Origin of the sequence: Dactylosporangium sp. CA-092794, assembly GCF_050948465.1 — a bacterium.
Taxonomy (GTDB): Bacteria; Actinomycetota; Actinomycetes; order Mycobacteriales; family Micromonosporaceae; genus Dactylosporangium.
Map to the genome: position 1 here is coordinate 11,866,249 of NZ_CP192044.1, position 20,143 is coordinate 11,886,391.

Sequence of the window (20,143 nt, forward strand, 5' to 3'; positions counted from 1 at the left end):
CTGTAGCGTGGACCACTGACGCTCGTAAGTTCCTGTGCATGTCCCGCCGCTACTCCGCGTACTGCGTGCTGACCTGCGCGATTCTCGGTGGCTCATTCACCGTGAGCCGCTCGATCGTCGACTATCCGATCCTGTCCGGCCAGGCGTTGCGCTACGCCCTGGCCGCACTCGCCCTGTTCGCGCTGACCCTGCGGGGCGGCCCGCGCATCCGCCCGACCGGCCGGGAGCTCGCCCGGCTGGCGCTGGTCGCGGCGACGGGCCTCGTGGCGTTCAACGTCCTGCTGCTGTTCGCGTTGCGCCACGCCGACCCGGCGGTGATCGCCACCATCGTCGGGGCCAGCCCGCTGCTGCTGGCCCTGCTCGGCCCGCTGCAGCAACGCCGCCGGCCGGCGCCCCGGCTGCTGGCCGCGGCGGTGGTGGTCGTCGCCGGTGCCGCGCTGGTCAGCGGCTACGGCCGGCACGACCTCGCGGGGCTGGCCGCGGCGGCCGGGGTGCTGTGCTGCGAGGCCGCGTTCTCGCTGCTGGCCGCGCCGCTGCTGCCACGCCTCGGGGCCGTGCGCGTGTCGGCGTGGAGCACGGCACTGGCCGTACCGATGCTGCTCGGGCTTTTGGCTCTCGGGACGGAACGGCTCCGGGTGCCCATCGCGCGGGAGGCCGCGGCGCTGGTCTTCCTCGGCCTGGTGCTCACGGTCGTCGCGTTTGTTTGCTGGTACACCGGGGTGGCCGGCCTCGGCGTCGACCGGGCCGGGGTCTACCTGGCCCTGGTGCCGGTGTTCGCCCTGCTCACCACCGCCGTGGTGGACCGCGCCGGGCCGGGGCCGGCGAAACTGGGGGGCGTGCTGCTGGTGGGCGCGGGCCTGGCACTGGCGGCGCGGCGTGTTAAGCAAGATGCATGGAACGCACCGCGCTCGTCCTCGGCGCCGGTGGCATCACCGGTGTCGCCTGGCAACTCGGCATCCTCGTCGGACTGCACGACCGGGGCCTCGACCTCGGCCGCGCCGACCTGATCCTGGGCACCTCGGCCGGCGCCATGACCGGCGCCCTCATCGCGGCATTCGGCGACCCGCGCGCGGCCGCCGCCATCGAAGCCCCGCTCGGCCCGGGCGACCCGCCGATCACCGCGGACTGGAACCGCGGGGCGATCGCCTTCGGCCTGCTGCAGGACGCGTCGCTGGACCCGGCCGAGATGCGCCGGCGGATCGGCGCGATCGCGCTGGAGGCCGAGGTCGGGCCGCCGGAGCCGTGGCTGGCGGCGTTCGGGCGGCGGCTGCCGATCGAGACCTGGCCGGCGCGGCTCGTGGTCACCGCCGTGGACGCGGCGACCGGCGACCCGGTCGCCTGGGACGAGGACTCCGGGGTGCCGCTGGTGCCCGCCGTGACGGCCAGCTGCGCCGTCCCGTGCATCTTCCCGCCGATCCCGGTCAACGGCTCGCGGTTCATGGACGGCGGGGTCCGCTCCCGCACCAACGCCGACCTGGCGGCCGGCTACGACCGGGTCTACGTGCTGGCCCCGCGCATGCCGATGATGCAGCGCGACGCCCTCGACCCGGCGTTCACCATGATCGAGCCGGACGAGGCGGCGATGGAGGCGATCGGCGGCAACGTGTTCGACGCCGGCCGCTGGATCCCGGTGCTGGCCGCGGCCGAGCGCCAGGGCCGGGAGCTACTGCTTCGCTGAGCCGGACATGGGCTTGTAGTAGGCGTCCTGGGCGAGCGAGCCGCGGAAGGCGGCGAGCACGTCCGGGTCGTCGGAGACCATGAACTGGTTCGTCGGCCCCTTGTTGTCGGTGGGGTCGGACTCGAAGTAGAGCACGGCGCGGACCTGCGGGTTGGCCTTGAACGTCGCCGAGGCGTCGGCCAGCCACGCGGCCCGCTGCCGAGTGCCCCAGCTACGGGCGATGCCGAACTCGCCGACCATCACCGGCTTGCTCGGGTGCCGCGCGCAGAACTCGAGGAACGGCCGCATGAGGTTGCCGATCGTGTCGTACTTCGTGCCCGCGTACACGTCGACGCAGGTCCAGTCGACCTGGTCGTCGCCGGGGTAGAAGCCGGCCGCGACGCCGCCGGCGAAGCCCTCGGCGGTCGGGCACCACACCCAGGAGGCGTTGGTCGCACCCTCCTGCCGGAAGACGTCGCGCACGTACTTCCAGGCGGCGATGTAGTCCGCCCCCGACCACATCTGGGCGCGGAGGTTGGGCCGGTCCATTTCCCAGCGGTACCGCAGCAGCACGGGATGGCCGAACGCCTTGAGCTCGCGGGCCCGCTCGCGGATGAGCTCGTCGTAGCGGCCCATCGTGATGAGCCGGGTGTCGCCGCCCGCCCACGACAGCATCAGTGTGCTGCCGCGGGCGGCGAACTGGCGGTCGGAGTCGTTGAAGAAGTTCTCGTCGAAGCGGCGGTACGTGTTGACGATCGCCATCTTGCGGCCCAGCGAGTGCTCCCAGGCCGTCATCGCGCTCACCCGACCCGACTCGGTGAGGCTCTCCGGGCGCACCCACGCGCCCAGGTAGGAGCCGCTGCGCGGCGGGGCGACCGGCCCCGCCTCGAACGGCCCCTCCGAGCGCGCGATGGCCGGCGGCGACGCCGAAGTGTCCACCGTGGACGACGGGCCGGCCGTGGGCGGCTGCGCCTTCCGGCCGCGGTCGAGCACGGTCAGCGTCACCGCCGCGGCGGCAGCCACGGTCACGACCACCACGGCGATCGTCAGCACGATCCGCTTCATGCTGTCCTTTCCGGCTATCCAGATATGCGCCTGGCTACATAGAGAACGTCCGTGGCCACCCCGGAGAGACGGCGCGAACGGCTGGCGAGGTCGTCGGCCCGCCGGGCCACCGGCCGCAGCCACTGCCGCCGGTACGCCCCGGCCGGCAGCACCGCGAAGCCCCGCCGGTCGATCACCTCGAAGCCGTGCCGGGCCAGCAGCTGCTCCACCTCCGCGTGCTGCAGCTCGGCGAACCACGCGTTGCCGCGGTGCCGCCGGTGCCGCAGGTGGCGCAGCGAGGAGCGGTTGCCGTGGTTCTCCACGACGAGCAGCCCCGAGTCCGCCTCCGGCAGGGCCCGGGCGGCGAACGCGATCGCCCGGTCCCGCACCTCCCGCGGCGCGTTGAGCAGCAGCCGGAACACCGTCACCAGCGCCGGCCCGTCACCGGTGGCCGGCTCCGGCACCGGCCCGGCCTCGGCCACCTGGTGCAGCTTCGCGTAGACGCCCGCTTCCCGGGCCTTCGCGAGCATCTGCGCCGAGGTGTCGTAGCCGTGCGCGGCGCGTACCACACCGTGCAGCAGCTTGATCGCCCGCCCGGTCCCGCAGGCGAAGTCGTGCTGGACCGGGCGCCGGGCGGTGAACTCCCGCCGCACCAGCCCGCGCAGGAACGCCCGCTGCCGCCCGCTCACCGCGGTCGCGTAGGTCTCCGGCGCATAGACGATCCGCTCGTACTTCTCGACCGCCGCCTCCGACTGGAAGACCTCCGCGTAGTCCGTTCTCATGGCTCCCCCTGCATCAAGGTTTTCCTCAATCGCACCGCCGCGTAGCAGTACGCGACGGCGCCCGCCCCCGTGGCGGCGAGTTTCACGGCCGGCCCGGGGTGCAACGCCCACAGCGCGAGCTGGGGCGCGGCGAAGAACCCGGCCGCCATGGCGCAGGCGAGCAGCGTCGCCCGGCCGAAGGGGTGCAGCCCCAGCCCGCGCACGACCTGCACGAGCGGGACGAGGTTGTTCACGAGCACCGCGGCCGCGAGGCCTACGGCCGCGCCGAACGCGCCGCTGCGGGGGATGAGCAGCGCGTCGACGCCGAGCATGACGATCAGGGCCAACCCGACGTTGGCCAGGTTCCACCAGGTGCGCCCGGCCATGGCCAGCACGACGTCGACCATGCCGCAGGCGGTGGCCACCAGCATCGCCGCGGCCAGCACGCGCACCACGCCGACACCGTTGCTGTAGTGTTCGCCGAAGAGGGCGAGGTACCACGGGGCATAGGTGAACACGAGCAGGTACAGCGGCCAGCAGCACAGCACCACCCACGCGGTGGCCTGGCGGTAGAGCAGGTTGGCGCCCTCGGTGTCGCGCACCGCGAGACGCTCGGCCAGGCGCGGCTGGACCGACTGGGAAACGCCCTGGTTGACGAACTGGCCGAGGATCACGAACCGGCCGGCGACGGCGTACATGGCGGCCGGCGCCAGCCCCGCCAGCGAGGCCACCATGAGCACGTCGACGCGCTGCAGCGCCATCTGGGCGAAGCTCGCCACCGCCCTGGGCGCCGTGAATCCCCAGAACCGCTTGGGCGTGAAGTCCGACAGTTCGGTTTTGTCAGGCCTTATACCTACATAGAGGCGTTTGAGGGCGTAGCCGGCGAGCAGCGCGGTCGGCAGGTAGGGCAGCGCCCACAGCGCGGCGAAGAGCTGCGGGCCCCAGCCCGCGGCCCACACCACCACCAGCAGGGCGAGCTGCGCGGCCGGGCGCATCACCCGGTCCAGCAGGACCGTCGGACGCATCGCGCGCAGCCCGCGGGTGGTGGACAGCAGCACGTCGGTGAAGGCCGCCGCGGGCAGGAACAGCGCCAGTGCCCGGACCAGGTCGGGCCGGCCCGGCAGCAGGCCGGCACCGAACCACAGCCCGGCCGCGATGAGCGCGGCGGCGACCGCGACCGGCAGCATCGCCACGCGCAGGCACTCGCCGAACCGGGACAGGTCGCCGACCGCGCGCATCCGGGCCGGCCAGTAGACCAGCGACGTCTGCACGCCGAGCTTGGCCACCGTCACGCCGAGGCCGAAGGTGGCGGTGGCGGCGAAGAAGGCGCCGGCCGTGTGCGGGTCGAGCGCCCGGGCGGCGAGCCAGGTGACGCCGACGCCGGCCAGGCCCGTGCAGGCCGTGCCGGCCAGGTTGGCGATGCCGCCGCGGGCCGCGCCGCGCAGCATCCCGCGCGGCGACTCGACCGCGGGGCGCTCCAGGGTGTCTGTTTCTTCCGGCGCGCTGACGCGGGTCATCCGACCATCCATGAAGGCCGGTAGCCCAGCCAGTCCGCCAGCCTCTCGTCGTAGGGCGCGTAGTGCTCGGCCAGCCGCGAGGCGATCGAGTCGTCGAGGCGGTTGCGCGGCCGGGCGTTGTGCCGCTCGAACGCCGGGTAGGCGTTGACGTGCGGCAGGCCCAGGAAGTCGACGACCGCGTCGTAGACGGGCTCGGGCCGGGTGAAGAACTCGGTGCTGTCCACCACGTGCACCCGGTCGCGGCCGAGCAGGCGGGCCATCGGCTCGATGTACTCGATGTACTCGCCGCGCGCCCGGTAGGCGTGGTGCTGGTGGGAGAAGCTGTAGGCGTGCGGGTCGCCGAGCAGCCGCTCGCGCTGCCCGGACAGCCGGTGCTCCTCCAGGTCCAGCGCGCGGCCGAAGTCCACCTCGGACTCGAAGCCGCGGGCCACCTCGTGGGCGTGCTGGGAGTACGCCCGCTCGATCGGGTCGCGGACCAGCACGACGAGGCGCACCCCGGGCAGGTCGGCGGCGATGCGGGCCAGCGCGTGCGGGTGGTACATGTAGTACGGGCTGGACTCGAACGTCTGCGCCGGCACGCCGAACTCGGCGCGCACGCGGTCGGCGCGCCGCTGCAGCGGGAAGTGGCCGCGATACCAGCGCAGCCCCCGGTGATAGCCGACGTCGAAGTAGTGCACGCCCTTGTGCAGCACCGCCTTGATGACGGCCGGGTGGGCGGCCAGCGCCCGGTAGAGCGACGTGGTGCCGCAGCGCTGCCCGCCGCAGATCAGGAACGACGGCAGCATGCGCCGGCTCGCGGTGAGCTGGCCGTAGTTGCGGGATCCGAAGTGGACGATCCGCTTCATCGACTCGGGAACCTGCACGGGCATGGTTACAGCGCCTCCACTCGCGCGACGAGGACGGGCAGCAGCCAGCTGCCGAGCACGCCCAGCCGGGCGCCGGCCTCCGCCTGCCGGTCGGTGACGTACCGGGTGGCCAGGTCGATGAGGTACAACAGCGTCGTGACCTCGATCGCCTGGCGGTGCACCACGCCGAAGGGCAGCAGCACGTCCGGCGCGGTCGCGACGAGCTCGCTCACGGCCTGCCCGGCGCTGGGCGAGCGGCCGATGCCGATCTGCAGCGCGTGGTGCAGGGCGTCGAAGCCGAGCGGCACGCCGGGGGTGAACCGCTCCCAGTCCCAGACCAGCACCGCGCCGGCGAGCCCGGCCATATTCCACGGCGACCAGTCGCCGTGCCAGGAGCCGAAGGAGAGCTCGACCCCGCCCGCGGCGCCGGCGATCCGCTCGGCGGCGCCGCGCAGCGCCGCGCCCTCCGGGTGGCCGGCGACGGCGTCCAGCCGGGCCCGCAGCCGGTTCCAGTAGCCGCTGCCCGCGAGGGTGCCGTGGCCGGTGCCGCAGCAGCGCGCGACCTCGAGCATCGCGCCGGCCAGCCGGGGCGCGCTGAGCGGCGCCCGCGGCTGCCAGACCGGCAGCGCCGACTGGACCAGCACCTCGTGCTCGCCCCACTGCCCGGCGTGCAGCACGCCGGGGACGCGGACGGCGCGCAGCCCGGCGGAGCCGACCGCGGCCAGCGCGTTGCCCTCGGCCCGGACCAGTTCGCGGGTCAGCGCCGAGGTGCCGAGCTTGGCGAAGGCGACGGTCTGCCCGGCCGCGTCGAGCAGCTGCAGCACCGGCTTGCGGTTGGCCCGCGCCGGTCCGATGTGGACGCTCAGGCGCAGCCCGGCGCCGACGGTGCGGCCGAGGTAGGCATCGATCGTGTCCGCGCCGGGGCTGAGCGTCAGCCGGTCGCGCAGCAGCAGCCCGGACAGGCCGGTGCGCAGCGCGGCGACGACGGCGTCGCGCTTGAGCCGGGCCAGCCGGGACTGCGGCTCGGCGTAGCGGCGCACGGCCGCGGCGGCGACCCGGCGGTCATCGGCCGGCACCAGCAGGCGCGGGCGGCGGGCGTTGGGGATGACGAGGTACTCCACGGCCCGCTCACCCCGGCCGGGGTACAGCAGGCTCAGGACCTCGGCGACGTACTGGGCCCGCAGCTGCTCGTCGCCGGCCCGCAGCTCGGTCGGTGCGGTCTTCATCGGGCTCATGGCCGGCTGAACCCCCTCTGCTGGTTGCGCCACAGCACGGCATAGGCGAGGAACATCAGGGCCAGCGGGGTGACCAGCGCGTTGTACCAGAACATCGCCGCGAAGCTCGACACCAGCGCCGCACCGCCGGCCAGCCCGATCGCGGAGGTGTCGCGGCGGAACCGCCACAGGGCGGCCAGCAGGAAGCCGAGGTACGCCGCGGTGCCCAGCAGCCCGTGCGCGTAGAGCAGCTGCCACAGCTGGCCGTTGCCGCCGATGGTGAAGTTGCCGCAGCGCTCGCAGCTCGCGCTCTCCCCGACCGCGATCGAGTTGCGCCCGCCGATGGTGCTGCGGGTGGAGCCGAAGCCGATCAGCGGCGACTCCCACATGCCGTCGATGGCCTTCTGGGTGGTGTACATCCGCACGCCGTTGGACTTGCCGTCCTCCAGCCGCGCGTTGACCACGTCGCCCAGCGGCGTGGCGGCGACCGCGACGGCCACCGCGACCCCGGCCACCGCGACCAGGCCCAGCGCCGCGGCCCGGCCCTTGAGCGCCAGGCGCACGGCGACGTAGACGATCATCACGCCGAGGCCGATCCACAGGCCGCGGTTCAGCGAGTACACGATCGGCACCAGCGACACCAGCAGCGTGACGGCGGCGAAGACCTTGACCCGCCGGCGCTGGGCGAGGGCGAAGCCGGCGACCGCCAGCCAGCCGGCGAGGAGGCACACGTTGTTGCCCCAGGTGTTGGTGTACCCCCACGGCGCGCCCGGCCGCGGCGTCTCACCGCCGAGCAGGTTCATGATCTGCGCGGCCGTCGGGTGCACCATGGACTGCACGAAGCTGTCGTGCCGCATGTGCGCGGGCAGCAGCAGCTCGACCGGCGCGGTGAACTCGAAGCGTGGCGCGGCCATGCCGAGCAGCCCGCCGGCCACGGTCACCACGAACAGCCAGCCCAGCAGGCGGACCAGCCGCTCCTGGGTCAGCGCGCGGCGCTCCAGGTTGCCGGCGTACACCAGCAGGACGGTCAGCGCGGCGTAGCCGAGGAGCCGGAAGGCGTACGACACCAGGCGGCTCTGCGCGGTGCCCGGCACCGTGCCGGCCGGGTCGGCGCCGAGCGTGAACAGCCCGAAGGCGACCGTCGCCAGGAAGAGCAGCCAGAGCAGGAACGCGGGCGGCAGCTTGACCACGTGACCGGCGGCGCGGTGGCGCACCAGCGACCACAGCATCGGCACGGCGGCGAGGAAGAAGATGAGCACGCCGAGGCCGAGCGCCCACCACAGCGGGTAGAGCAGCAGGATCCCGGTCAGCGGCCAGGCGCGCAGCCGGTGGGCCGGCTTGAACGGCCGGCGCGGCGGGGCGGCCTCGGCGGCGCGTTCGGCGGGGTGGCTCGTGAGGGTGGTCATCGGCGCTTGTCGGCGCCGTTCTCGCTGGGGGTCTTGGGGGCCTCCGCCGGGATCCGGGTGACGGAGATGGTCCGGACCGCGCGCTTCGGCGCGGCCGGGGGCGCCGCGGGCGCCGGCACCGGTGCGGCCGGAGGCGTCGCCCGGACCCGCGCCGGTGCCGGGGCCGCCGGCTCCTCCGGGGCGAGGAGCTCCTTGGGCGGCAGCTTCTCCAGCACCGCGGTCATGTCGGCGGCGACCGGCACGGTGGCGGCGGCGGTCGTCCCCGCGCCGGCCTCGCGCTCGTCGCCGCGCGGCGCGGCGAGCCGGGGCAGGACCACGGCCCCGAGCAGCGGGGTGCCGACCCGGCGCAGCTGGTCGGCGGCGTCGGCCAGCTCGGTGTTGCGGGTCCGGCGCAGCTCGACCGCGACGATCGCCGCGTCGGCCAGGCTGGCCAGGCTCTGCGCGTCGGCGCTGGTCGCCGTCGAGGGCGCCTCGACGACCACGTAGGCGGCCCGCTCGCGCAGCGTGGCCAGCGTGTCCCGCAGGGCCTGCGACTGCAGCAGCCCGCCGGCGCTGGCGGTGCCGCCGGTGGTGACGACGCTGAGGTTCGGGTGCCGCGGCGCGCGCTGGGTGGCGCTGCTGAGCGAGAACCGCCCGGCGAGCACGTCGGACAGGCCCGGCACGGCCCGCACGCCGAGCATGCGGTGCACCGAGGCGGTGTCGACCAGGCTGTCGGGCAGGTGGGCGCAGACCAGCACGGTCTCCGCGCCGGTGCGCGCGAACGCGGCGGCGAGGTTGGCCGCGACCACCGTCGACACCGCGCCGCGGCTGGCCCCGGCGACGACCACGACCTGGCCGGCGAGCGCGACCCGGGCGTCGCCCCCGGCCGGCGCCGGGATGCTCGCGAGCACCTCGTTACGGAGCCGGTTGAAGATCCGCCCGCCGGCGCCGAAGGGGGCGAACACGTCGTCGAGGCGCGGCTTGACCCGGCCCGGCACGGCGGCCAGCACCGTGACGTCGGCCCGCCGCGGCAGGTCGGACGGGCGGCGGATGCGCTGGTCGAGCCGCTCCCGCAGCATGGCCGCGCCGACGCCGAGCAGCAGCCCGACCATCGCGCCGCTGGCCAGGTTGAGCAGCCGGTTGGGCTTGACCGGCGCGCTGGGCAGGTCGGCGTCCCGGGTGATCTTCCCGGCGCTCACGGTCGTGGTGAGCAGCTGGTTGAGCTGCCCGGCGAGCGTGTTGATCTGCGAGGTGGCGGTGCTGCGCTGGCTCTCCAGGTTGGGCCGGTTGGGGTCGTTCTGCTTGAGCGTGGCCAGCTTGTTGTTGATCTGCGTCAGCCCCGCGTTGAGCTGGTTGATCTTGTCGTTGAGGATCGCGATCCGCCCGGCCACGTCGGCCTTCGCCGACTCCTCCCGGTTGCGCAGGTAGGCCTCGGCGAACGCGTGCGACCCGGCCTGCGCCCGCTCGGCGGTGTCGGCCGAGAAGGTGATCACCAGAAAGGTCGTGTTCGGGGGTACCTCCACCCGCACGCCCGCCGCGAGCGTGTCCGGCGGCACGGTGGAGCGCATGAGCGCGGCCGCGTCGGTGGCCACGGTGGTGGAGGCGACCAGCTGGGCCTCGTTGTCGAGGTTGATGTCGCCCTTGGTGCGCCCGCTGGTGGAGTTGGCGTCCTGCCCGTTGCCGATCGGGGAGACCAGCACGGAGGTCGCCGACTCGAAGACCTTGGTCTGCATCGACGTGAACTGCACGGCGCCGGCCAGCCCGGCGAGCACGAGCACCAGGACCAGCCACCAGTGGCGCCGGGCCATGCCGAGCAGATCGACGCCCGGGGAGTCGGGCTCGGCGGAGTGCAGGCGGTTGGCGTCCATGAAGCGGCGGCCCCTTCGTCAGGTTCTCAGGCCCTAACGCCACGGATCGCGCCGACGTAATGGGAGATTCACCCCGGTTCACCCACCAGTAGGCTCTCGCCGGGAATTCGACCCGACCCCGGCGCCCTCGCCGCGCGTCAGCGGACGGGAGGCGATGTGCGCGAGGAACTCGAGCGGGAGTACACCGAGTACTTCCAGGCGCGGCTGCCGCAACTGCGCCGGCTGGCGGCCGCGCTGTGCGGCGACGCCCACCGCGGCGACGACGTCGTGCAGGCGGCGGTGACCACGCTGTACGTGCGCTGGAAGCACATCCGCGGGGTGGACAACCTCGACGCCTATGTGCGGCGGAGCGTGGTCAACGCCTTCCTGAGCGCGCGGCGCCGGCCGTGGGCCCGGGTCGCGCTCACCGACGCGCTGCCCGACCGGCCGGCCGAGCCGGGCCAGCCGGCCGACGAGCGGCTCGTCCTGCGGGCGGCCGTGCGGCGGCTGCCGCACCGCCAGCAGGCGGTCGTGGTGCTGCGGTTCGTGTGCGACCTGCCGGTCGCCGAGGTCGCCGCGCTGCTGGGCTGTGCGGAGGGCACGGTGAAGAGCCAGACCGCGGAGGCGCTGGCCGCGCTGCGGCCCTGACGGCACCGGCTCCGTCGCCGTCGGCATCGCCCGCGACGGCACGGTGGTGGGCGAGGTCGTCGGGAGTGATCGGCGCGTGCCGCACGCAGCCCAGGGGCGAGCGGGCCGACGTGAGCTTCGTCAGCCTGGACGGCCGGCACCTGTCCGGCCGCAGCTCCACCGGCGAGTGGCTGGAGTGGACCTGTGCCGGTTAGGGGATGGGGCGCGGGTCCAGCCAGCCGTTGCTGCCGAGATAGCGCAGCACCGTCGTCACCGCCTCGCCCTGGGAGAGGTCGGTGGTGTCGATGGTGACCTCGGCGTCCAGCGGCTCCTCGTAGGGGTCGTCGATGCCGGTCATGCCCTTGATCAGCCCGGCGCGGGCCTTGGCGTAGAGGCCCTTGCGGTCGCGGCGCTCGCACTCCTCCAGCGGGGTCGCGACGTGCACCAGCACGAAGCCGGCGCCCGCGTTGTGGGCGAACTGGCGGGCGGCGGCGCGCGAGTCGCGGAACGGCGCGATCGGGCAGCAGATCGCCACCCCGCCGTGCCGGCCGACCTCGGCGGCGACCCAGCCGATGCGGCGGATGTTGGTGTCACGGTCCTCGGCGGAGAAGGTCAGCCCGGCCGAGAGGTGCCGGCGCACGATGTCGCCGTCGAGCAGGGTGACGCTGCGCTCGCCGGTCTCCAGGAGCGCGTCAGAGAGGCCGGTGGCCATGGTCGACTTGCCGGAGCCGGACAGGCCGGTGAAGAACACCACGAGGCCGCGCTGGCGCCGGGGCGGGCGGGCGCGGGCCAGCTCGCGGGCGACGGCCGGGGGCGTGTGCCACTCGGGCAGGATCGTGCCGCGGTCCAGGTGGTCCTCGATCTCGGCGACCGTCAGCGGCAGGCGGCGGTGCCGGGGCGGGATGTCGTCCAGGGACCGCCACTGGCCGTCGCGGCCGTCGTAGGCGAGCTCTCGCGGTACCAACACCCGAAGCCCGCCTCCGGAGAGCATCGACTCGCTGGAGGCCAGCAGGTGGGTGACGCCGTAGGCGGCCGCCACCCGGGTGCGCAGCATCGCGTCGCGGATGTCGTCGCCCTCGTGGTGCGGCAGCGGCAGGGCCACGATCGTCGAGGCCGGCATCCGGTCGCGGGCCGCGAGCACGCAGCGCACCAGCGCCTCCGGGGCCAGGCCGTCCGGGCCCGGGCCGTCGACCGGCACGAGCACGACGAGGTGGGCGGCGAGCGTGCGGGCGGCCCGGGCGATCTGGGCCAGTTGCGGGCGGTGCAGCGGCCGGTCGGCGATGACGCCGAGGATGCGCCCGGGCGGCAGCGAGCCGCGCACCTCCGCCGGGGTGCGCCGCATGCGCCGGAAGGCGCCGTGGCCGCCGTCGCCGAGCCGGCGGACCGGGCCCGCGACGCCGAGCGTGGTCTTGCGGCCCGGGTACAGCTCGGTCGCGTCCAGCGCCGCGACCGGGGCGCCCTCAAGATCGGCGAGGATCAGCACCCGGCGTAGCGGGTTGGTCACGTCGAGCTGCTCGGCGAGGGTGCGCGGCACCTCCAGCGTGACGGGCACCGGCCAGGTCGTGCCGTCGGCGAGCCGGCCGGTGCGCCGCAGGGCGATGAGGTCCGCGGAGCCGAGGAATCCGGTCAGCGGCGTGTATGCCCCCGACACCAGCAGCTCCAGGTCGGCCAGCTCGGACGGTTTCGGCGTATAGGTCGGGGCGTCCCGCAGCACGTCTTCCGGCAATACCCAATCCGCGGGGCCCGATCCATCGACTGCCCAACCGTTCACAGACACGACCGCAAGCCTGCCACAGAACTCAACCGGTGTTACGCATGCCCGCCGCGATTCCATTGATCGTTGTCAACAAGGCCCGCTCCAGCGCCGGGTCGGGCGAGGACCGCCGGCCGCCGGGCCAGGCCCCGCTGTCGGCGGTCTTGCTGTCGCGGTACTGCCCGAGCAGCGTGACCTGCAGGTGGTGCAGCGGCTGCAGGTAGCTGTCCCGCACGCCGAGCGTGCGCTGCAGCACCGGCTGGCGGTCGAGCAGCCGCGTCTCACCGGTGACCGCGAGCACCTCGGCCACGGTCTGCTCGTACTCGGCGCTGATCGTGTCGAAGATCGGCCGCAGCGACGCGGGCACGAGCGTCTCGACGTAGCGCGCCGCGATCTCCAGGTCGGTCTTGACGAGCATCATCTCCACGTTGGACAGGAACGTGGCGAAGAAGTGCCACCGCTCGTGCATTTCCCGCAGCACGTCACCCAGGCCGGCCTCGCGGGCCGCCTTCAGGCCGCTGCCGACGCCGAACCAGCCGGGCACGATCTGGCGCGACTGGGTCCAGCCGAACACCCACGGGATGGCCCGCAGGCCCGACAGCCCGGCGTCGGCGTTGGGCCGCTTCGCCGGCCGGGAGCCGATGTTGAGCGCGCCGAGCAGCTCGGTCGGGGTGGCGGCCCAGAAGTAGGCGGGCAGGTCCGGATTCTCGACCAGGGCGCGGTAGTCGGCGAACGCGGCGGAGGAGACGACCTCCATCGCGGCGTCCCAGCGGGCCAGCGCCTCGGCCGGCTGCCGGGGCTCGGTGTGCAGCAGGGCGCTCTGCAGCACGGCGGCCAGCGTCAGCTCCAGGTTCTCCCGGGCCAGGGCGGGCAGCGTGTACTTGTCGGAGATGACCTCGCCCTGCTCGGTCACCTTGATCGCGCCGTCCAGCGTGCCCCACGGCTGGGCCAGGATCGCCTCGTGGGTGGGGCCGCCGCCGCGCCCGACGGTGCCGCCGCGGCCGTGGAAGAGCCGCAGTCGCACGCCGTGGCGACCGGCGACGTCGCGCAGCTGGCGCTGCGCCTTGTGGATCATCCACTGGGAGGTGGTGATGCCGGCGTCCTTGTTGGAGTCGGAGTAGCCGAGCATGACCTCCTGGACGTCACCGCGGGCGCGGACGATCGCGCGGTACACCGGAATCGACAACAGCTCGTCGAGCAGCTCGCCGGCCATCTCCAGCTCGCGGGCCTGCTCCAGCAGCGGCGCGAAACCGACCCGGGCCCGGGCCGACTCCATGGCCGCGCCGCCGAAGCCCGCCCCGGCGGCCACCTCGACCAGGCCCCACTCCCGGGCCAGGACCACCGCGGCCAGCACGTCGTCGATGCCTTGGGTCATGGAGATGATGTACGTCTCGATGACCTCGGGCCCGAACCGCTCCTGGACCTCGCGGATGGCGGCGAACACCTCGAACGTCTTGCGCGCGCTGTCGCTCAGCCCGGTGTCGCGGGTGGCCAGCGGCCGGCGGCCGTTGAGCTCGTCGATGAGCAGCTGGCGGCGCGCGTCGCGGTTCAGGGTCGCGTAGTCGACCTCGCCGACCCGGCGGTACAGCTGGGAGAGCACCTCGTGATGGGCGTCGGCGTGCTCCCGCACGTCGAGCGTGGCCAGCTGCAGGCCGAACGCCGACAGCGTGCGGATCGCGGAGGCGAGCCGGCCCGTGGCGGCGAGCTGGCCGCCGTTGCGCGCCAGCGACGCCCGCATCAGCTCCAGGTCGGAAATGAGCTCGGCGGTGCCGAGGTAGTCGCGGCCGGGCTTGTGCGGGGTGCCGGTGGCCAGCCGGGCCCGGGTGTGGCCGAGCTTGAGCCGGATGCAGCGCAGCTTCAGCCGATACGACTCCTCGAGGTTGACCCGGCGGTAGCGGGCCGGCAGCTCGGGAAGGTTGTCGAGGTCGGCGGCGAGGCTCGCGGACAGGTCGAGCGAGACCCCGCGCAGCCGCTTGGAGACCGACAGCTCGTCGATCAGGCCGTCGATCACGCCCTCGGCCATGCGGATGCCGTACTCATGCTGGATGAGCAGCACGTCGCGGGTCACCGCCGGCGTCACGAACGGGTTGCCGTCGCGGTCCCCGCCGATCCACGAGCCGAACGTGAGCGGCCGCGCGGTCGGCGGCAGCTGGACCCCGAGGTCGCGCAGCGTCTCGTAGAGGTCGTCGAGCACCGTGGGCGCGGCGCCCTCGGCCAGGTCGGCGAGGTAGTAGACGGCGTTGCGGGCCTCGTCGGCCGGCTCCGGGCGCTCCAGGCGCAGCTCGTCGGTCTGCCAGAGCAGGTCGAGCAGCTCGGCGAGGCGGCGGTCGGTGCGCGCGGTGCGGGTCTTGTCGGGCTCGGCGGAGCCGTCCAGCGCGGTGGCCACGGCCTCGGCGTCGAGCTCGTCGCCGACGGCGCGCAGCTTGGTCAGGATCGAGCGGCGGGCGGCCTCGGTCGGGTGCGCGGTGAAGACCGGGCGGACGGCGAGCTTGGACGCGATCGAGCCGATCTCGCGCACCCCGACGCCGCGGTCGGCGATGAGCTTCGCGGCCCGCTCGAGCCAGCCGCCCTCGCGGACCCGGATCCGGCGCAGCTCGCGGGCGCGGTGCACCTGCTCGGTGATGTTGGCGAGGTGGAAATACGTCGAGAAGGCCCGGGCCAGCTGCGTGCCCGTGACCACGTCGAGCCCGTGCAGGCGCTCGGCGGCCCGCTCTGGGTCGGTGCGCACCAGCGCGCGGACCTCTTCGACGAGGTCAAGCAGCTGCTGGCCGTCCTGGCGGACCAGGCTCTGGCCCAGGAGCGAGCCAAGCCGGCGGATGTCGGCGCGCAGCGCGGCGTCGGCTGCGCTCGACGCGGTTGCTTCGACAGACATGGTGACAGGTCCCCTCCGGGTGAGTTGCGGCTCGGCTGGGGGACGGCGCTGTCCGTTTTCTATCCCTATGGTTCCCGGGCATCGTATCGGCTAGCGCAACGCCCCGTGGCCACCCGGTGAGTCACGTCACCCGGTGTTCACGTGGCTTCGCCCCCGATATTTCTGTCATACCCGCCCGATAGTCTGGTAGCCGCATCGACCACCCCCGCCCTGCCTGGGCGCGGGGCTGTTTGCCGTGCAGATTGGGTGCAAATCGCCATGAAGCTCGCAGGCCTCACCGCTGCCGCCCTCGACGACCCCGCTCTCGCCCGCGCCCGCGACCTCGCCCGCGCCGGCCACGCCGACCAGGTCGACCTGACCGGGCCGCCGGCCGTGCGCGCCTTCGTCACCGCCGCCATCGCCGCCGAGCGGCCGGTGCTCGCGGTGACCGCCACCGGCCGCGAGGCCGAGGACCTGGCCGGCGCGCTGGGCTGCCTGCTCGACCCGGACCAGGTCGCGGTCTACCCGTCCTGGGAGACGCTGCCGCACGAGCGGCTCTCGCCGCGCTCCGACACGGTCGGCCGCCGCCTGGCCGTGCTGCGCCGCCTGGCCCACCCGACCGCGGAGGCGCCCCGCCCCCGGGTGGTCGTCGCGCCGGTGCGCTCGGTGCTGCAGCCGCAGCTCAAGGGCCTGGGCGACCTGGAGCCGATCGAGCTGCGCCCGGGCAGCGCGGCCGAGCTCGACGCGCTCACCGTGCGGCTGGGCGAGCTCGCCTACGCCCGGGTCGACCTGGTCACCAAGCGCGGCGAGTTCGCCGTCCGCGGCGGCATCCTCGACGTGTTCCCGCCGACCGAGGAGCACCCCCTGCGGGTGGAGTTCTGGGGCGACGACGTGGAGGAGATCCGCTCGTTCGCCGTGGCCGACCAGCGCACGATCGAGACGGTCGACCGGCTGTGGGCACCGCCGTGCCGGGAGCTGCTGCTCACCGACGAGGTGCGGGCCCGGGCCGCGGCGCTGTCCACCGACCACCCGCAGCTGGCCGAGATGCTCGACAAGCTGGCCGGCGGCGTGCCGGTGGAGGGCATGGAGTCCCTCGCACCGGCCCTGCTGGGCGGCACCGACTCGCTGGAGCTGGTGCTGCACACCATGCCGCCGGGCACGCACGTGCTGCTGTGCGACCCGGAGCGCATCCGCACCCGCGCGCACGACCTGGTCCGCACCAGCGACGAGTTCCTCGAGGCCAGCTGGGCCGCGGCGGCCGTGGGCGGCAAGGTGCCGATCGACCTCGGCGCGGCGGCGTTCCGCCACCTCGGCGACGTGCGGGCCGCCGCCGCCGAGCTCGGGCAGCCGTGGTGGTCGCTCAGCCCGTTCGCGGCGGCCGAGACGACCCGGGAGCCCGACGAGCCGTGGCGGCTCGGCGAGGACACGCCGGTGGCTGTCTCCGACGACGCCGTGTCGATCACCCTCGCCGCGCAGGCGGTCCCGCTGTATCACGGCGAGACCGACCGGGTCGTCGACGACCTCAAGCGGCTCAGCGGCGACGGCTGGCGGATCGCCCTGGTCTTCGAGGGCACCGGCCCGGCCCAGCGGGCGGCCGAGGTGCTGCGCGGCGCCGACCTGGGCGTGACCCTCGTCGACGACCTGGCGACGGCGCCGCGGCCCGGCGCCATCGCGATCACCACCGGCTCGCTGGAGCTGGGCTTCCTCGACGAGGAGGCGCGGCTGGCGATCATCACCGGCGCCGACATCTCCGGCGGGCGGGGCGCGTCCACCAAGGACATGCGCAAGATGCCCAGCCGGCGGCGCAACCAGATCGACCCGCTGGAGCTGCGCGCCGGCGACTTCGTGGTGCACGAGCAGCACGGCATCGGCCGATATGTGGAGATGGTCCAGCGCACGGTCAACGGCGCCGACCGCGAGTATCTGGTGATCGAATATGCGGCCTCCAAGCGCGGCCAGCCCGGCGACCGGCTGTTCGTGCCCACCGACCAGCTCGACCAGCTGTCCCGCTATGTCGGCGGCGAGGCGCCGACGCTGCACAAGATGGGCGGCTCCGACTGGCAGAAGGCCAAGTCCCGGGCCCGCAAGGCGGTCCGCGAGATCGCCGCACAGCTCATCCAGCTCTACGCCGTCCGGCAGAATTCGCAGGGCCACGCCTTCGGCCCCGACACGCCCTGGCAGCGGGAGCTGGAAGACGCGTTCCCCTACCAGGAGACCCCCGACCAGCTGGCCGCGATCGAGGAGGTCAAGGCCGACATGGAGAAGTCCGTCCCGATGGACCGGCTGATCTGCGGCGACGTCGGCTACGGCAAGACCGAGATCGCGGTGCGCGCGGCGTTCAAGGCGGTGCAGGACGGCAAGCAGGTCGCCGTGCTGGTGCCCACGACGCTGCTCGCGCAGCAGCACTTCAACACGTTCGCCGAGCGGGTCGCGCAGTTCCCGGTGGAGGTGCGGCAGCTCTCGCGGTTCCAGACCCCGACCGAGACGAAGGTGACCATGGAGAAGGTCACCGACGGCACCGTCGACATCGTGATCGGCACCCACCGGCTGCTGCAGACCGCGACCCGGTTCAAGCAGCTGGGCCTGGTCATCGTCGACGAGGAGCAGCGTTTCGGCGTGGAGCACAAGGAGTTCCTCAAACAGCTGCGCGCCTCGGTCGACGTGCTGACGATGTCGGCCACCCCGATCCCCCGCACGCTGGAGATGGCGATCACCGGCATCCGGGAGATGTCGACCATCGCCACGCCGCCGGAGGAGCGCCACCCGGTGCTCACGTTCGTCGGCGCGCAGGACGACAAGCAGGTCGCCGCCGCGATCCACCGCGAGCTGCTGCGCGACGGCCAGGTCTTCTACCTGCACAACCGGGTCGAGTCGATCGAGCGCGCCGCGCGCCGGCTGCGCGAGCTGGTGCCCGAGGCGCGCATCGCGGTCGCACACGGCCAGATGGGCGAGGAGGCCCTCGAGAAGATCATGGTCGGCTTCTGGGAGAAGGAGTATGACGTCCTCGTCTGCACCACGATCGTCGAGAGCGGCATCGACATCCCCAACGCCAACACCCTGATCGTGGAGCGCGCCGACCTGCTCGGCCTGGCCCAGCTGCACCAGATCCGCGGCCGGGTGGGCCGGGGCCGGGAGCGGGCCTATGCCTACTTCCTCTATCCGCCGGACAAGCCGCTCACCGAGCACGCCCACGAGCGGCTGGCGACGATCGCGCAGCACACGGAGCTCGGCGCCGGCATGTATGTGGCGATGAAGGACCTGGAGATCCGCGGGGCGGGCAACCTGCTCGGCGGCGAGCAGTCCGGCCACATCGAGGGCGTCGGCTTCGACCTCTACGTGCGCATGGTCGGCGAGGCGGTGCAGCAGTTCAAGGGCGAACGCCCAGAGGAGGAGGAGCCCGACGTCAAGATCGACCTGCCGGTCGACGCCCACCTCCCCTTGGAGTACATCGGCGCCGAGCGCCTCCGCCTGGAGATCTACCGCAAGATCGCCGGCGCCAAGCACGACGCCGCCCTCGACGAGATCGTCGCCGAGATGCGCGACCGCTACGGCGAGCCCCCGGAGCCGGTGGCCAACCTGGTCGCGGTGGCCCGCTTCCGCCACCTGGCCCGCGCCTACGGCCTGACCGACGTGTCACTGCAGGGCAAGCACGTCCGCTTCGGCCCGCTCCGCCTGCCCGACTCGAAGCAGCTACGCCTGAAGCGCCTCTACCCGGAGTCCGTCTACAAGTCCGCCGCCGACACCGTCTCCCTCCCCCGCCCCTCAACCCGCCGCGTCGGCGGCGAACCCATGCGCGACACCCAACTCCTCACCTGGGCCGCCGAACTCCTCAAGTCCGTCCTCGGCGACCCCGTCCCCACCCCCACCCCGACCCCCGCCTCCTAACCCGCGGCCGGGACCCGCCCCGCGGCATCGCGCTCGGCTCCGCCCGCGGCTGCGGGCTCGGCCGCGGGCTCGGCCTCGTGGCGGGCGCGCTGGCATCGCCCGTCCCGGTCAGGCCCGCAGCCTCCCGGCCCGGAGCCATAGCCCGCGGGCGGGGCCCCGGGTCCGGCGACTCGGCGATCTGGGCCCCGGCCGCCGCACGCCTCGGTCACCCGGGCAGTAGGTGCAGTAGGGCACGGCCGCGCCGAGGCCGGCCGCCCCTGCCGCCGCTTCCTCGCCCTGCCGCGGCGCCCAGGCTGCCCTTCGGGCCGCACCGCCCGCACCGCGCTCCGCACCAACCGGCCCTGCGCCAGCCCTGGCCCGCGCCCCAGCTCGCCCCGTGTTGAGCCTCCGCCCTCGGGCCGCATCGCCCCTTGCCCGCCGCCGCACCCCCTTGGCCCACACCGGGGAGCCCGGGCCCGATTTCGCGAGTCGTGCCGGGCCTGGGTTGGGCCACACGGCCACGACTCCGGCACTCCGCGGAGTCCTGCGGCGCCTTGATGGCGTAGCCATTGCGGTCGGGCGGACGAAAGTCTCCGTGATCATGCGCGCGCCCAACCGGGACGGCGGATTTGCCATGATCTTGGAGACATATGGTACCTATGTGTACATTTTTGCTCCGCGATCACGAAAAAGTGCCGTGCGGGCGGCGGGTTTGGCGTGATCGCGGAGAGATACGGTCGCGGGGCGAAGGTCGTCGGTGGTGGGCGGCTTGCGATAG

At 73.8% G+C, this 20,143-nt stretch carries 14 protein-coding genes; 5 read left to right on the plus strand and 9 right to left on the minus strand.

Going from position 1 to position 20,143, the window contains the following annotated elements; genetic code table 11:
* Nucleotides 1-38: 38 nt before the first annotated feature.
* Together ACQPXD_RS51425 and ACQPXD_RS51430 are read left to right on the plus strand one after the other, a co-directional pair.
* A complete protein-coding gene (locus ACQPXD_RS51425) occupies nt 39-1,007 on the plus strand; it encodes a DMT family transporter (RefSeq protein ID WP_432831718.1) in 969 nt (322 codons plus the stop codon).
* Nucleotides 893-1,678 carry a patatin-like phospholipase family protein gene (locus tag ACQPXD_RS51430; RefSeq protein WP_432831720.1) on the plus strand — a complete coding sequence of 262 codons (786 nt, stop codon included), beginning with the start codon at nt 893-895 and terminating at the stop codon, nt 1,676-1,678. The genes ACQPXD_RS51425 and ACQPXD_RS51430 overlap by 115 nt, the downstream gene beginning before the upstream one ends.
* Here the strand turns inward: ACQPXD_RS51430 and ACQPXD_RS51435 are convergent.
* Genes ACQPXD_RS51435 through ACQPXD_RS51465 form a run of 7 tightly spaced genes read right to left on the minus strand, consistent with a single transcriptional unit; the run spans nt 1,664 to nt 10,291 of the window.
* A complete protein-coding gene (locus ACQPXD_RS51435; RefSeq protein ID WP_432831722.1) occupies nt 1,664-2,722 on the minus strand; it encodes a glycoside hydrolase family 26 protein in 1,059 nt (352 codons plus the stop codon). The genes ACQPXD_RS51430 and ACQPXD_RS51435 overlap by 15 nt on opposite strands.
* Nucleotides 2,723-2,736: 14 nt before the next feature.
* Nucleotides 2,737-3,483, minus strand: a complete 747-nt coding sequence (locus ACQPXD_RS51440; protein WP_432831724.1) for an SAM-dependent methyltransferase — start codon at nt 3,481-3,483, stop codon at nt 2,737-2,739.
* A complete protein-coding gene (locus ACQPXD_RS51445) occupies nt 3,480-4,979 on the minus strand; it encodes a polysaccharide biosynthesis C-terminal domain-containing protein (protein ID WP_432831726.1) in 1,500 nt (499 codons plus the stop codon). Before ACQPXD_RS51445 ends, ACQPXD_RS51440 begins: the two co-directional genes overlap by 4 nt.
* Entirely contained in the window at nt 4,976-5,848 is an 873-nt protein-coding gene (locus ACQPXD_RS51450) for a sulfotransferase domain-containing protein (RefSeq protein WP_432831728.1), read from the minus strand. The genes ACQPXD_RS51445 and ACQPXD_RS51450 overlap by 4 nt, the downstream gene beginning before the upstream one ends.
* A 2-nt stretch (nt 5,849-5,850) precedes the next feature.
* Nucleotides 5,851-7,050, minus strand: a complete 1,200-nt coding sequence (locus ACQPXD_RS51455; protein WP_432831730.1) for a hypothetical protein — start codon at nt 7,048-7,050, stop codon at nt 5,851-5,853.
* Between the two features lie 5 nt (nt 7,051-7,055).
* Entirely contained in the window at nt 7,056-8,444 is a 1,389-nt protein-coding gene (locus tag ACQPXD_RS51460) for an O-antigen ligase family protein (protein WP_432831731.1), read from the minus strand.
* Nucleotides 8,441-10,291 carry a lipopolysaccharide biosynthesis protein gene (locus ACQPXD_RS51465; RefSeq protein ID WP_432831733.1) on the minus strand — a complete coding sequence of 617 codons (1,851 nt, stop codon included), beginning with the start codon at nt 10,289-10,291 and terminating at the stop codon, nt 8,441-8,443. Before ACQPXD_RS51465 ends, ACQPXD_RS51460 begins: the two co-directional genes overlap by 4 nt.
* Nucleotides 10,292-10,447: 156 nt before the next feature.
* Here ACQPXD_RS51465 and ACQPXD_RS51470 point away from each other — a divergent pair, with 156 nt between their 5' ends.
* Nucleotides 10,448-10,918, plus strand: coding sequence for a SigE family RNA polymerase sigma factor (locus ACQPXD_RS51470; protein WP_432831735.1), 471 nt, complete (start codon nt 10,448-10,450; stop codon nt 10,916-10,918).
* Nucleotides 10,919-10,983: 65 nt separating this feature from the next.
* The gene (locus ACQPXD_RS51475; protein WP_432831737.1) at nt 10,984-11,112 is read left to right on the plus strand and encodes a hypothetical protein; all 129 of its coding nucleotides are present in this window, start codon (nt 10,984-10,986) and stop codon (nt 11,110-11,112) included.
* Here ACQPXD_RS51475 and cysC read toward each other — a convergent pair.
* Together cysC and ppc are read right to left on the minus strand one after the other, a co-directional pair.
* The gene (cysC, locus tag ACQPXD_RS51480; RefSeq protein ID WP_432831739.1) at nt 11,109-12,731 is read right to left on the minus strand and encodes an adenylyl-sulfate kinase; all 1,623 of its coding nucleotides are present in this window, start codon (nt 12,729-12,731) and stop codon (nt 11,109-11,111) included. The genes ACQPXD_RS51475 and cysC overlap by 4 nt on opposite strands.
* A complete protein-coding gene (gene ppc / locus ACQPXD_RS51485) occupies nt 12,697-15,522 on the minus strand; it encodes a phosphoenolpyruvate carboxylase (RefSeq protein WP_432831741.1) in 2,826 nt (941 codons plus the stop codon). The genes cysC and ppc overlap by 35 nt, the downstream gene beginning before the upstream one ends.
* Before the next feature lie 258 nt (nt 15,523-15,780).
* On the opposite strand from ppc, the gene mfd reads away from it, so the two are divergent.
* Nucleotides 15,781-19,386 (plus strand): transcription-repair coupling factor, encoded by a 3,606-nt coding sequence (mfd, locus tag ACQPXD_RS51490; RefSeq protein WP_432831743.1) that lies wholly within the window; start codon nt 15,781-15,783, stop codon nt 19,384-19,386.
* Nucleotides 19,387-20,143 lie beyond the last annotated feature (757 nt).